A 13,792-nucleotide genomic window follows, 5' to 3' on the forward strand; every position below is an offset into this window, starting at 1 on the left:
GCAAGCGAGCTTGCCCGGCGTTGGGCTGCGCAGCGGCCCCAAAACCAAACGCCTCGGTTTGCCTGAACCAACGGGGTGGCGAGTACTGGGGCTGCTGCGCAGCCCAACGCGGGGCAAGCCCGCTCGCCACAACAAGCCTGCTGGCCACAAAAGCTCATCCGCCCAAGGCTAGTCATCATTACCACTGCCGCGAAACTTGAACAGATCGCGGCGCTGCTTTTTGCTCGGTTTGCCATCGGTGGTCATGCCTGTGGCACCCGCCTTGCGCATGGCCGCCGCGTTTTCACGCTTGGCAATGCTGGCTTCGGTTTCGGTATACAGTGCCTGTGCTTCAGGTGCCCCTCGCCGTACGACGGAAAGCGCCTGGACCACGACGGTCTTTTCATCAAAGCCGGTACGAATCTGTAACTCATCACCGACACGTGGTTCTTTGCCCGGCTTGCAGCGCTCGCCGCGATGATGCACCTTGCCACTCTCGATGGCGGCCTTGGCCAAGGCCCGCGTTTTGTAGAAACGCGCAGCCCACAGCCACTTGTCCAAACGGACCTTTTCTTCCTCTTCCTGCTTTTGAGCCACTTGAATTCCTCGCTCTGAAAAATGTCGCAACTTTACCGTTGAAACCCGTCGACGCATTAACCCCAAGGCTCACCTAAGATATGCCAGGTAGCCCCTTTTTTCGCGAGGATACGCTGTGACCGACTTCCCCACTTCACTCACCTCGCCCAACCAGCCTTGCGTGGGTTGCCAGCAAAGCGAGCCCCTGGGCTTTGACTTTGCGTTCGCCTATCAGCCAATCGTAGACCTTCGGGACCATTCTATTTTTGCTCACGAAGCATTAGTGCGCGGTACGAACGGCGAAGGGGCGCTGTCGGTGCTGGATCAGGTCAACGACCAGAATCGCTATCGCTTCGACCAACGTTGCCGCCAGCAGGCGATTGCGGGGGCGGCGGCGCTGGGGATGCAAACTCACCTGTCGATCAACTTTTTGCCCAATGCGGTGTATCGGCCGGAGCTGTGTATTCGCAGCACCCTGGAGGCTGCCCGCGAGCATAACTTTCCGCTGAACCAGCTGATTTTCGAGACACTGGAAAGCGAGCATGTAGATAACTATCGCCATTTGACGAATATTCTGCGTGAATACCGCGAATTCGGCTTCAAGACCGCCATCGACGATTTCGGCGCGGGCTATTCGGGGCTGAATTTGCTGGCCGACTTCCAACCTGACCTGATTAAACTCGACATGGCGCTGATTCGCGATGTCGACCAGGACCGTGTCCGTCAGGTGATCGTCCAAGGCATTGTCACAATCTGTGAGCAGTTGGGGGTTACTGTCATCGCCGAAGGCATCGAAAGTGCCGGCGAGCGAGACTTCCTGTCCGACTGCGGAATATTTCTGATGCAAGGCTACTGGTTCGCCAGGCCTGCATTCAAAGCCCTGGCCGAGGTCAAACCTCAGGCCTGGGCGAATTGATCGGTTATCCATATTGAAGACATTTGACCATTTGACCGTTGTGGGTCTGCGTGAGTGGGTGGCACTTCCCGACTTGGGAGTGGCGGGCCTGCGCGCAAAGATCGACACCGGGGCCAGTACCTCAAGCTTGCACGCCACCGACATCGAGCCCTTTGAGCGTGACGGTGAACAGTGGGTGCGCTTTACCGCGCACCTGGGCAGCGTTGTGCAACTGCGTCACCGCCGCTGTGAAGCGCCGCTGGTGGCCATGAAGACGATCAAGAGTTCCAACGGCCATGCGCAGGTGCGCTACGTGATAAGCACCACCCTGGCCTTGGGTGATGGGGTGTGGCGGGTGGAGTTCACCCTCGCCTGCCGCAAAGCCATGCGTTACCGCCTATTGCTCGGTTCCAAGGCGCTGATTGACGGCCAGTTGGTGGTCAATCCAGGCGTCAAGTACGTTCAAGACAAGCCGGTGTTCCCGGTCTCTACTATTTCTGCCCCAGGTGCTGCATGAAGATTGCTGTGCTGTCGCGAAACCCGCGTCTGTATTCCACCCGCCGCCTGGTCGAGGCCGGCACCGAACGTGGCCACGAAATGGTGGTGATCGACACGTTGCGGGCCTATATGAACATTGCCAGCCACAAGCCGCAGATCCACTACCGGGGCAAGCCGCTGGAGGGTTTTGATGCCGTGATCCCGCGAATTGGTGCCTCGGTCACGTTCTACGGCTGCGCCGTGTTGCGCCAGTTTGAAATGATGGGGGTGTTCCCCCTGAATGAATCGGTGGCTATTGCGCGCTCACGGGACAAGCTGCGCTCGCTGCAACTGCTCTCGCGTCGAGGTATCGGCCTGCCGGTCACCGGTTTTGCCCACTCCCCTGATGACATCCCGGACCTGATCGAAATGGTCAACGGCGCACCGCTGGTGATCAAAGTGCTGGAAGGCACCCAGGGCATCGGCGTGGTGATGTGTGAAACCGCAACCGCAGCGGAGTCAGTGATCGAGGCGTTCATGGGCCTCAAGCAGAACATCATGGTTCAGGAGTACATCAAGGAAGCCGGTGGTGCGGATATCCGCTGCTTCGTGGTGGGCGACAAGGTGATTGCGGCAATGAAGCGCCAGGCCAAGCCGGGGGAGTTTCGCTCCAACCTGCATCGTGGCGGCAGTGCCAGCCTGATCAAGATCACCCCGGAAGAACGCATGACTGCGCTGCGCGCGGCCAAGGTGATGGGGTTGAGCGTCGCGGGTGTGGATATCTTGCGCTCCAACCATGGCCCGCTGGTGATGGAAGTGAACTCATCGCCCGGCCTGGAAGGCATCGAGACCACCACAGGCAAGGATGTGGCCGGGATCATCATTCAGCATCTGGAGAAGAATGGCGGGCCGAATATGACCAGGACCAAAGGCAAGGGGTAGAGAAGCAGCTGGTAGCTTCTAGCTATAAGCTGCAAGAAAAGACAAAGGCAGTCTGCCTTTCTCTTGCAGCTTACAGCTTGGAACTTGGAACTTGCGGCTGTTTCTAGACCGCGTCTCGCGGCAGCATCAGGCCCAGCGGCAAGCGCACCCGCGCTTCCAGGCCACCCTCTTCACGGTTGCGCAGCTCAACATTGCCACCATGCATTGAGGCGATCCGCCGCACAATCGCCAACCCCAAACCGGTGCCCTTGCCGCCACGGGCACGGTCGCCACGGGTGAAGGGGTTGAAGATGCCTTCCAGCTCGGCCGGGTCGATACCGGCACCGCGGTCCATCACGCTCAACACCACATAAGGCGCGGCGCTGTCGCCGGACACGTACGCCGCCACTTCCACGTCGGAACCGGCGTGGTGCAAGGCGTTGCCGATCAGGTTGTTCAGCAGGCGCTTCATCGACACCCGGCGCAACGCGAACGGCTGGATCGGCTCCAGGCGCATACGTACCTGTTCGCCGTTCTGGTTGTAGGGTGCCACCACCTCGCGCACCAGGTCCGTCAGGTCGACTTCTTCCACGACCTCGTCACGACCATCGCGAATAAACGCCAGGAATTGGTCGAGAATCGCGTCCATGTCCTCGATGTCACGCACCATGTCATCGGTCAGGTCGGTGTGGTTGCCCATCAGCTCAAGGGAAAGGCGCAATCGCGTCAACGGCGTACGCAAGTCATGGGACACCCCCGCCAGCATCAGCTCGCGCTCGCGCCCGGCCTGCTCGACGTCCTCCGCCATCTGGTTGAACGCGCCGTACACCTCGGTCATCTCACTGGGCGTATCGCTGACCGGCAGGCGCACACTGCGCCCCTGCCCCAATTGGCGGGCGGCGAATACCAGGCGTTTAAGCGGCTGGTTGAGCTGACGTACGAAAATCCATGCGGACGCCGTTGAAAGCAAGCCGATGGCCAGGAACCAGCCCAACACGTTCCAGATTTTTTGCCCTCGTAATGGATGCGGGTAAAGCGGCACCTTGATCCAGGCATCGCCCAGGCTCGGCGCCCTCACCCACAGCGCAGGCGAAACATGCATGCGCAGGCGCACCTCGGTGTCCTCTCCCAGTTCGTCGCGCATCTGGCGCTGGTAGATCTCGCTGTAAGGCCAATGCTGCTCGCCTTCGGGCACGCCGGCCCCTTCTACCCGGGTCAACGTCGAGGCCTTGGCTACTTTTTCCCTGTTCTCAGGGTCTACGGCCCAGTAACCACGCAACGTCAGGGCGACACCATGGGCGTACTGCCGGTCCACCAGCACGTCTTCGTTCATCAACAGATAAACGAGTGTCAGCGCCTTGGAAAACAGAACGACGATCAGCACCAGCCAAAGGGTGCGAGAGAAGAAACTTTGCGGGAACCACAACGGGGTTTTCATAGAAGACAGCCAGGCACTTTGCAGGAACGAGCGGCACTCGCAGAATTGCAGAAGCCGGGTATCCCATCGACGTTCATGGAGTCAAACGTCAGGACACCCGGCTCTGCAAATCATCGGTCACTTGGTTGCTGTGCCATCCGGCACGAACACATAACCCACGCCCCACACGGTCTGGATATACCGTGGCTTCGACGGGTCCGGCTCGATCATCCGGCGCAGACGGGAAATCTGCACGTCGATGGAGCGCTCCAGGGCATCCCATTCCCGGCCACGGGCCAGGTTCATCAGCTTGTCGCGGGTCAGCGGCTGGCGAGCATTCATCACCAGGGCCTTGAGCACCGCGAATTCGCCCGTGGTCAGCATGTGCACTTCATCGCCACGCTTGAGTTCACGGGTGGCCAGCGACAGTTCGTAGTCGCCAAAGGTAACGCTTTCGTCTTCGCTGCCCGGCGCGCCCGGCACCGGGGCTGCCTGACGACGCAATACGGCCTTGACCCGCGCCATCAGCTCGTCGGGGTTGAATGGCTTGGCCAGGTAATCATCAGCGCCCAGCTCGAGACCCTTGATGCGGCTCAGCTCATCGCCCTTGGCGGTAAGCATGATGATTGGAATCTGGTTGTTCGCGCCGCGCAGGCGCTTGCAGGCGGTGAGGCCGTCTTCGCCGGGCAACATCAGGTCGAGCACGACCAGATTGAACACTTCGCGCCCCAACAGGCGGTCCATTTGCTCGGTGTTCGGCACCGCGCGGGCACGGTAGCCCTTGGAGTTGAAAAAACGCTCCAGCAGGCTGCTCAGCCCCGGATCGTCATCAACGATGAGAATTTTTTCGCCTTCAGCAGTTTGTGCAGTGCTGCTCATTAGATGCTCCTCTTATCTCGGCGCGCATTATGGCGTAGCTGTCGTTATACGCACCGTGTGCATTGTTAGCAGATTTTTCCTCCACTGCCAGCGAACCCGCGCCCTACAACCTCTGGCGCAGTACCCCCCAAAGACAGAACGCTGGTTATAATGCGGCGCCTTCGTGCAGGGCAACGTCAGATCGTTACCGTTTACTGCCAGGCTTTTTTCACCTGCTTGTCGTGATTTTTTCGATTTCGAGGGTCAATAGGCAGCCTCTTGACCCAGGCAGCGGCGCAGTCGGGCCGCTCAACCAGCCTTGCAAGGCCTTGTTTTCCGGGCCTTCGAGCTGCTTTTAAGAATTTCAGGTGGTTTTATGGACAGCATCAACAGCCGCATCGCCGAGGAACTCGGTGTACGCCCACAGCAGGTCGAAGCGGCCGTCGCTCTACTGGATGAAGGCTCCACGGTGCCTTTCATCGCCCGTTACCGTAAAGAAGTGACCGGCAGCCTCGACGACATCCAACTGCGGCATCTGGAAGAGCGCCTGCGCTACCTGCGAGAACTCGACGAACGGCGCCTCAGTATCCTCGCCAGCATCGAAGAACAGGGCAAGTTGACCCCACAACTGGAACGCGACATCAAGCTCGCCGACACCAAGACCCGCCTCGAAGACCTCTACCTGCCCTACAAACAGAAACGCCGCACCAAGGGCCAGATCGCCCTGGAAGCCGGTTTGGGCGAGCTGGCCGACGGCCTGTTCAACGATCCGTCGCTGACCCCGGACACCGAAGCCGCACGCTTCATCGACGCTGAAAAAGGTGTCGCCGACGTCAAGGCCGCCCTCGAAGGCGCCAAATACATCCTCATGGAGCGCTTCGCCGAAAACGCCAGCCTCCTGGAAAAACTGCGCACTTACTTGAAACAGGAAGCCATCCTCAGCGCCCGCGTCATCGCCGGCAAAGAGGAAGAAGGCGCCAAGTTCCGCGATTACTTCGAACACGACGAACCGCTCAAGAGCATGCCGTCCCACCGCGCGCTGGCGATTTTTCGCGGCCGCAACGAAGGCATTCTCAGCTCCGCGCTGAAAGTCGGCGACGAGCTGCCGGGCACCATGCACCCGTGCGAAGGCATGATCGGTCAACAATTCGGCATCCAGAATCAGAACCGTCCTGCGGACAAGTGGCTCGGTGAAGTCGTGCGCTGGACCTGGAAGGTCAAGCTCTACACGCACCTGGAAACCGACCTGCTCGGCGAGTTGCGCGACGGCGCCGAAACCGAGGCGATCAACGTATTCGCCCACAACCTGCACGACCTGCTGCTGGCCGCTCCGGCCGGCCCGCGTGCCACCCTGGGCCTCGACCCGGGCCTGCGCACTGGCTGCAAAGTCGCCGTGGTCGACGCCACCGGCAAGCTGCTGGACCACGCCACCGTGTACCCGCACGTGCCACACAACAAGTGGGACCAGACCCTCGCGACCCTGGCAGCCTTGTGCGCTAAGCACGCGGTAGACCTGATCGCCATCGGCAACGGCACCGCCAGCCGGGAGACCGACAAACTGGCCGCCGAACTGATCAAAAAATACCCAGCCATGAAGATGACCAAGGTGATGGTTTCCGAGGCCGGCGCTTCGGTGTACTCGGCGTCCGAACTGGCGTCCAAGGAATTCCCGGACCTCGACGTGTCGATCCGCGGTGCGGTGTCCATCGCCCGTCGTCTGCAGGACCCGTTGGCTGAGTTGGTGAAGATCGATCCGAAATCCATCGGCGTCGGCCAGTACCAGCACGATGTGTCGCAGCTGAAGCTGGCGCGCGGCCTGGATGCGGTGGTGGAAGACTGCGTGAACGCCGTGGGTGTGGACGTAAACACCGCCTCCGTGGCGCTGCTGGCTCGTATCTCTGGCCTCAACGCGACCCTGGCGCAGAACATCGTCACCCACCGCGATGAAAACGGCGCGTTCAAAACCCGCGCCGCGCTGAAAAAAGTCGCACGCCTGGGTGAAAAAACCTTCGAGCAAGCCGCCGGCTTCCTACGCGTAATGAACGGTGACAATCCGCTGGACGCTTCGGCGGTTCACCCGGAAGCCTACCCGCTGGTGCAACGTATTGCCGCCGAGACCGACCGCGACATCCGCTCGCTGATCGGCGACGCCGCGTTCCTCAAACGCCTTGACCCGAAAAAATACACCGACGAAACCTTCGGTGTGCCGACCATCACCGACATCCTGCAAGAGCTGGAAAAACCTGGCCGCGACCCACGCCCCGGGTTCAAGACCGCCGAGTTCCAGGACGGCGTCGAAGACCTCAAGGATCTGCAACTGGGCATGATCCTCGAAGGCGTGGTCACCAACGTGACCAACTTCGGTGCCTTTGTGGATATCGGCGTGCATCAGGACGGTTTGGTGCACATCTCTGCGCTTTCGGAGAAGTTCATCAAGGACCCGCGCGAAGCGGTGAAAGCCGGTGACGTGGTCAAGGTCAAGGTCATGGAAGTCGACATCCCGCGCAAACGCGTCGGCCTGTCGATGCGCATGAGCGACACCCCTGGCGAGAAAATCGACGGTGCCCGTGGCGCACGCCCAGGCTCGGCCCCGCGCCAGTCCCAAGGCCGCTCTGACAACGCGCCGCGCAAGGAAACTGCGACCGCAGCGCCGACCAATAACGCCATGGCCTCGCTGTTTGCCAACGCCAAACAGTTGAAGAAACGCTGATGGAAATCCCGGCCGGCTTGACCCAGAGCGCGTTCAGCGAACTGATCGGCTGCCGCCTGCAACGCCTGGACCAGGGCGTTGCCGACGTGGCCCTGACCCTGGAGCCGAAGCTGCGCAACCGCGCGGGCAAGCTCCACGGCGGGGCGATTTTCAGCCTGGTGGACATCACCATGGGGCTGGCCTGCTCCAGCGCCCATGGTTTTGACCAGCAGAGCGCGACCATCGAGTGCAAGATCAACTACATCCGCGCAGTGGACGACGGTGATGTGCTGTGCACCAGCCGGGTAGTCCACGCCGGTCGGCGCACCTTGGTGGTCGAGGCGGATGTGTATCAGGACGAAAAACTTGTCGCAAAAGCGCAGGGCACCTTCGCTGTCCTATAGCTCCCCACCCTCGATTTGAGTTAATTTCGGCGCTGCGATAACGGCGTCGGAATTTTCTTGCTGCGCTATAGCCCAATTCATGGAGTGAAGTCGGCTTTTTCAGAGCGGGTCAAATCGACTCAAAACCAGGCGATAACGCCAGTTTTAACTTCACCCTTGTAGACCGTCCTGCCCACCCCCATATTGGGGCGACTGACGCGTGAAGGAATCCAACTTGAGCGAACTTCTCAACCGCCGCCTGGCCCTGCTCGGCAAGCGCGAACACCTCTCCCTGCTAGAGCAGTGCTTGCACGGCATCGAGCGCGAATGCCTGCGTGTCACCGGTGAAGGTCGCCTGGCACAAACGCCGCACCCCGAAGCCCTGGGCGCCGCGCTGACCCACGAACAGATCACCACCGACTACTCGGAATCGTTGTTGGAGTTCATCACTCCGGCCCTGCCCAACCCGGCCGATACCCTGAGCAGCCTGGACAAGATCCATCGGTTTGCCTACACCAAGCTCGGCAGCGAATACCTGTGGAGCCCTTCGATGCCGTGCCCGTTGCCGGCCGAGGAAGACATTCCGATTGCCTACTACGGCACCTCCAATATCGGACAGCTCAAGTACGTGTATCGCAAGGGCCTGGCCCTGCGTTACGGCAAGACCATGCAGTGCATCGCCGGGATTCACTACAACTTTTCCCTGCCGGAAAAGCTCTGGCCGCTGCTCAAGGAAGTCGAAGGGTTTGTCGGCACTGACCGCGACTACCAGTCCACCGCCTATATCGCGCTGATCCGCAACTTCCGCCGCTACAGCTGGCTGCTGATGTACCTGTTTGGTGCCTCGCCGGCCCTGGACGCCGGTTTCCTGCGCGGTCGCTCGCACCAGCTTGAAGTACTCGACGCCGACACCCTGTACCTGCCGTACGCCACCAGCCTGCGCATGAGCGATCTCGGTTACCAAAGCAACGCCCAGGCCGGCCTGACGCCGTGCTACAACGACCTGAGTAGCTACACCGACAGCCTGCGTGAAGCGGTGGCAACGCCCTACGCGCCGTACGTCGAAGTCGGCACCCACAAGGACGGTGAATGGGTTCAGCTCAACACCAACATCCTGCAGATCGAAAACGAGTACTACTCCAACATCCGGCCCAAGCGCGTGACCTACACCGGCGAGCGGCCGATCCAGGCGCTGGTGGCCCGTGGCATCCAGTACATCGAAGTGCGCTGCCTGGACATCAACCCGTTCCTGCCGATGGGCATCGATTTGCCGGAGTCGCGCTTCCTCGACGCGTTCCTGCTGTATTGCGCGCTGAACGACAGCCCGCTGTTCGCCGACAACGAGTGCGGCAACGCTACGTCCAACTTCCTCAGCGTGGTTAAGGAAGGCCGCCGGCCGGGCCTGCAATTGCGGCGTCAGGGCCAGGCGGTGGACATGAAGGAGTGGGCCACCGAGTTGCTGGAGAAGATCGCACCGCTGGCAGCCTTGCTTGATGAGAGCCACGGCATCCAGGAACACAGCCAGGCGCTGGACGCGCAGTTGGCGAAGGTCAACGACCCGTCACTGACCCCGTCGGCCCAGGTGTTGGCGGCGATGGCCGAGCGCAAGGAGAGTTTTGCTCAGTTCTCCCTGCATCAGAGCCAAGTGCATGCCGAGTACTTCCGCCGGGAGCCGTTGCCGGCGCAAGAGCAGGCACGCTTTGAAGCGCTGGCGCGCACGTCGCTGGCACAGCAGGCGGAACTGGAGCAGAACGAAGTGGGCGACTTTGATGTGTTTGTCGGCTCGTACCAGGCCAGCATTCTCGCTATCAGCAACTGACCCAACTGATCGTTCCCACGCTCCGTGTGGGAACGCCTCTTGTGACGCTCCGCGTCACGCTTTGGGACGCGGAGCGTCCGAGGCTGCATTCCCACGCGGAGCGTGGGAACGATCATGCAGCAGTGCGACGACCACCTTTCCCCTCATAAGCTAATTCGAAAATGTTATTTATTTTCGGATTCTTAGATCATTTAGTCTCCTCACACGCCGACCCTCGGCCGCCTGATTGAGGAGCTTCCCCTTGAAACTGCTTACCCCTCTGCGCCTATTGGCGGCGTTGTCCCTGGCCGGTGCCAGCCTGTTTGCACAGGCGGCGGATGTGACCATCGCTTACCAGACCACCGTGGACCCGGCGAAAGTCGCCCAGGCCGACGGTGCTTATGAAAAAGCCACCAACGCCAAGATCGACTGGCGCAAATTCGACAACGGTGCCGACATCATCGCCGCCATCGCGTCCGGCGATGTACAGATCGGCTACCTCGGTTCCAGCCCGCTGACCGCTGCCATCACCCGCAAAGTGCCGGTGGAAACCTTCCTCGTCGCCACCCAGATCGGCGGTGCCGAAGCCCTGGTGGCGCGCAACGGTTCGGGGATCAACAGCCCGCAGGACCTGATCGGCAAAAAAATCGCCGTGCCCTTCGTTTCCACCGGCCACTACAGCCTGCTGGCTGCGCTGAAGCACTGGAACATCGACCCGTCAAAAGTGACCATCCTCAACCTCGCACCGCCGGCCATCATCGCCGCCTGGAAGCGCGGTGATATCGACGCCACTTACGTCTGGGACCCGGCACTGGGCGTGGCCAAGGAAAACGGCAAGGTGCTGATCACCTCCGGCGAACTGGCCAAGTTCGGCGCGCCGACGTTCGACGCGTGGATCGTGCGTAAGGACTTCGCCGAGAAGCATCCGGAAATCGTCAGCGCCTTCGCCAAAGTCACTCTCGATGCCTACGCCGCCTACCGCAAAGACCCACAAGCCTGGCTCGCCGACAAAAGCAACGTCGACAAACTGGTGAAGCTCTCCGGCGCCAAGGCCAGTGACATCCCGCTGCTGCTGCAAGGCAACGTCTACCCGCTGGCCGCTGACCAGGTAACCCTGTTGGGCGCACCGACTACCAAGGCCGTGACCGACACCGCTGCGTTCCTCAAGGAACAAGGCAAGGTCGAAGCCGTGCTGCCGGACTACGCCCCTTTTGTCAGCGCCAAGTTCATCACTAACTGATCAGGAGTTCATCGCGATGGCCTTGCTACAACTGGAGCGCATCAGCGCACAGTACCCAGGCGCCACAGGACCGGTACTGGCGGATATTTCACTCGACCTTGGGCCCCAGCAATTGCTGGTGGCCCTCGGCCCGTCCGGCAGTGGCAAGACTTCGCTGTTGAACCTGATCGCCGGTTTTGTCGAACCTTCTGCCGGGCGCATCACCCTCGATGGTGTGCTGGTCAAAGGCCCGAGCGCCGAACGCGGCGTGGTGTTCCAGGATGATGCCCTGCTGCCCTGGCAGGACGTGCTGGCCAACGTCGGCTTCGGCCTGGAATTGGCCGGCATCCCCAAGGCGCAACGCGAATTGCGCGCCCGGGAAATGCTCGCGCTGGTCGACCTGGCCGGTTTCGACAGCCGCCGTATCTGGCAGCTTTCCGGCGGCCAGAAACAGCGCGTCGGCCTGGCCCGCGCCCTGGCAGCGGACCCGCGCGTGCTGCTGATGGATGAACCCTTCGGCGCCCTCGATGCCTTCACCCGCGAACAGATGCAGGAGCTGCTGCTGCAAGTCTGGCGGCGCACGGCCAAGCCGGTGTTTCTGATTACCCATGACATCGAAGAAGCCGTCTTCCTCGCCACCGATTTGATCCTGCTGGCGCCAAACCCGGGGCAGATCGTCGAACGCCTGAGCCTGGATTTCGGCCAGCGCTACGCGGCCGGCGAATCGGCGCGGGCGATCAAGTCCGACCCGCGCTTTATCGAAACCCGCGAACACGTGCTGGGCAAAGTGTTCTCGCAACGGCAGGTGTCCGCATGAGCAGCTACGAACTTCCCGCCACGGCCGCCAAGCCGGTGGCGCACGCCGTTATCCCGCTGCAGCGCAGCCTGAGCACGCGCTGGATCAGCCTTTTGACCCTGTTTGCCTTGCTGGCGATTTGGTGGGCAGTGACCGCCACCGGTTTGATCGAACCGCTGTTCCTGCCACCGCCGTCTGCCGTACTGCAAAAGGGCTGGTTGCTGGCGACCTCGGGCTATATGGACGCAACCTTGTGGCAGCACCTGGCCGCGAGCCTCGGACGTATCGGCCTGGGCCTGGGTTTTGCGGTGTTGACCGCCGTGCCGGTGGGAATCGCCATCGGCTCCAACCGCATCGCGCGCGGCATTCTCGACCCGCTGATCGAGTTCTATCGGCCGATTCCGCCCCTGGCGTATCTGCCGTTAATCGTGATCTGGTGCGGCATCGGTGAGCTGTCCAAGGTGTTGCTGATTTACCTGGCGATCTTCGCGCCGATTGCCATCGCCACCGCCACCGGCGTGCGCACCGTCGACCCGGCGAAGCTGCGCGCGGCGCAGTCGCTGGGCGCAACCCGGGCTCAATTGATTCGCCATGTGATTCTGCCGAGCGCCCTGCCCGACATCCTCACCGGCGTGCGCATTGGCCTGGGTGTGGGTTGGTCGACGCTGGTGGCTGCCGAGCTGATTGCCGCCACCAGCGGCCTGGGCTTTATGGTGCAGTCGGCGGCGCAGTTCCTTGTCACGGATGTGGTGGTGCTGGGGATCCTGGTGATCGCACTGATCGCCTTCGCCATGGAAATGGGCCTGCGTGCCCTGCAGCGCAAATTAGTGCCTTGGCATGGCCAGGCACACTGAGTGAGAACCGCATGAGCAGCCTGACCGTTACGCCTTTAAGCACTGCCCTGGGCGCCCAGATCAGTGGCGTCGATATCACCCAGCCGCTGAACCTTGAACAACGCGACGCCATTGAGCAGGCGCTGCTCACGCACTCGGTGCTGTTCTTCAGGGGCCAAGCCATCACCCCGCAGCAACAGGCGCGGTTTGCGGCGAACTTCGGCGACCTGCATATTCATCCGATCTACCCCAACGTGCCGGAACAGCCCGAAGTGCTGATCCTCGACACCGCCGTTACCGACGTGCGTGACAACGCCGTGTGGCACACCGACGTGACCTTCCTGCCCACCCCGGCCCTCGGCGCAGTGCTGAGCGCCAAGCTGCTGCCGGCGTTTGGCGGCGACACGCTGTGGGCCAGTGGCATCGCGGCGTATGAGGCCTTGTCGGAGCCCTTTAAGAGGCTGCTCAGCGGCCTGACCGCCACCCATGACTTCACCAAATCCTTCCCGCTGGAGCGCTTTGGCAACACCGCCGAAGACCTCGCTCGCTGGGAAGAAACCCGCAAGAAAAACCCGCCGCTGTCGCACCCGGTGGTGCGTACGCATCCGGTGAGCGGGCGTAAATCGCTGTTTGTCAGCGACGGCTTCACCACCAAAATCAATGAGCTGGAACCGGCGGAAAGTGAGGCGGTTCTCAAGCTGTTGTTCGCCCACGCGACACGTCCGGAATTCACCATTCGGTGGCGCTGGCAGGAAAATGACGTGGCGTTCTGGGACAACCGCGTGACCCAGCATTACGCCGTGGATGACTACCGCCCGCAGCGGCGAGTGATGCACCGCGCGACGATACTCGGCGACGTGCCGTTTTAACTCGGGGCGCCCCACTGTATGACAGCCATGCTGTGGGGCACCTTTCCTCCTTTCCGGCACATTCCTGCCATCTTCTTTCTAG

General features: G+C 61.4%; 13 protein-coding genes. 10 read left to right on the forward strand and 3 right to left on the reverse strand.

The window, feature by feature from the left end:
• Positions 1 to 168 precede the first annotated feature (168 nt).
• A complete protein-coding gene (locus ACR52_RS14660; RefSeq protein ID WP_048725321.1) occupies positions 169 to 576 on the reverse strand; it encodes an RNA-binding S4 domain-containing protein in 408 nt (135 codons plus the stop codon).
• Between the two features lie 115 nt (positions 577 to 691).
• On the opposite strand from ACR52_RS14660, the gene rimA reads away from it, so the two are divergent.
• Genes rimA through rimK form a run of 3 tightly spaced genes read left to right on the forward strand, consistent with a single transcriptional unit; the run spans position 692 to position 2,869 of the window.
• Positions 692 to 1,471 (forward strand): S6 modification regulatory phosphodiesterase RimA, encoded by a 780-nt coding sequence (rimA, locus tag ACR52_RS14665; RefSeq protein WP_048725323.1) that lies wholly within the window; start codon positions 692 to 694, stop codon positions 1,469 to 1,471.
• 13 nt (positions 1,472 to 1,484) lie between these two features.
• Positions 1,485 to 1,967: a retropepsin-like aspartic endopeptidase RimB gene (gene rimB, locus ACR52_RS14670; RefSeq protein WP_048725325.1), complete on the forward strand. Its 483-nt coding sequence runs from the start codon at positions 1,485 to 1,487 to the stop codon at positions 1,965 to 1,967.
• Complete coding sequence (rimK, locus tag ACR52_RS14675; RefSeq protein WP_034117233.1) at positions 1,964 to 2,869, forward strand: 30S ribosomal protein S6--L-glutamate ligase; 906 nt, start codon at positions 1,964 to 1,966, stop codon at positions 2,867 to 2,869. Before rimB ends, rimK begins: the two co-directional genes overlap by 4 nt.
• Before the next feature lie 103 nt (positions 2,870 to 2,972).
• On the opposite strand, the gene ACR52_RS14680 is transcribed toward rimK, so the two are convergent.
• Both ACR52_RS14680 and ompR read right to left on the reverse strand, forming a co-directional pair.
• Positions 2,973 to 4,286, reverse strand: a complete 1,314-nt coding sequence (locus ACR52_RS14680; protein ID WP_048725329.1) for an ATP-binding protein — start codon at positions 4,284 to 4,286, stop codon at positions 2,973 to 2,975.
• Positions 4,287 to 4,403: 117 nt separating this feature from the next.
• The gene (gene ompR, locus ACR52_RS14685) at positions 4,404 to 5,144 is read right to left on the reverse strand and encodes an osmolarity response regulator transcription factor OmpR (RefSeq protein WP_003213175.1); all 741 of its coding nucleotides are present in this window, start codon (positions 5,142 to 5,144) and stop codon (positions 4,404 to 4,406) included.
• A 355-nt stretch (positions 5,145 to 5,499) separates the two neighbouring features.
• On the opposite strand from ompR, the gene ACR52_RS14690 reads away from it, so the two are divergent.
• The 7 genes from ACR52_RS14690 to tauD all read left to right on the forward strand — a co-directional run bounded on the left by ACR52_RS14690 (position 5,500) and on the right by tauD (position 13,710).
• On the forward strand, positions 5,500 to 7,833 hold the full coding sequence (locus tag ACR52_RS14690) for a Tex family protein (protein ID WP_048725334.1): 2,334 nt from the start codon (positions 5,500 to 5,502) through the stop codon (positions 7,831 to 7,833).
• Positions 7,833 to 8,216 (forward strand): PaaI family thioesterase, encoded by a 384-nt coding sequence (locus ACR52_RS14695; protein WP_048725336.1) that lies wholly within the window; start codon positions 7,833 to 7,835, stop codon positions 8,214 to 8,216. The genes ACR52_RS14690 and ACR52_RS14695 overlap by 1 nt, the downstream gene beginning before the upstream one ends.
• 214 nt (positions 8,217 to 8,430) lie before the next feature.
• Positions 8,431 to 10,014: a glutamate--cysteine ligase gene (gene gshA, locus ACR52_RS14700; RefSeq protein WP_048725339.1), complete on the forward strand. Its 1,584-nt coding sequence runs from the start codon at positions 8,431 to 8,433 to the stop codon at positions 10,012 to 10,014.
• Between the two features lie 241 nt (positions 10,015 to 10,255).
• Complete coding sequence (tauA, locus tag ACR52_RS14705) at positions 10,256 to 11,233, forward strand: taurine ABC transporter substrate-binding protein (protein ID WP_048725341.1); 978 nt, start codon at positions 10,256 to 10,258, stop codon at positions 11,231 to 11,233.
• A 16-nt stretch (positions 11,234 to 11,249) separates the two neighbouring features.
• Entirely contained in the window at positions 11,250 to 12,029 is a 780-nt protein-coding gene (gene tauB, locus ACR52_RS14710) for a taurine ABC transporter ATP-binding subunit (protein WP_048725343.1), read from the forward strand.
• Positions 12,026 to 12,862 (forward strand): taurine ABC transporter permease TauC, encoded by an 837-nt coding sequence (gene tauC, locus ACR52_RS14715; RefSeq protein WP_048725345.1) that lies wholly within the window; start codon positions 12,026 to 12,028, stop codon positions 12,860 to 12,862. The genes tauB and tauC overlap by 4 nt, the downstream gene beginning before the upstream one ends.
• Before the next feature lie 11 nt (positions 12,863 to 12,873).
• Complete coding sequence (gene tauD / locus ACR52_RS14720) at positions 12,874 to 13,710, forward strand: taurine dioxygenase (protein WP_048725347.1); 837 nt, start codon at positions 12,874 to 12,876, stop codon at positions 13,708 to 13,710.
• Positions 13,711 to 13,792 lie beyond the last annotated feature (82 nt).

The sequence above is a fragment of the Pseudomonas fildesensis genome, from assembly GCF_001050345.1.
Classification (GTDB): Bacteria; Pseudomonadota; Gammaproteobacteria; order Pseudomonadales; family Pseudomonadaceae; genus Aquipseudomonas; species Aquipseudomonas fildesensis.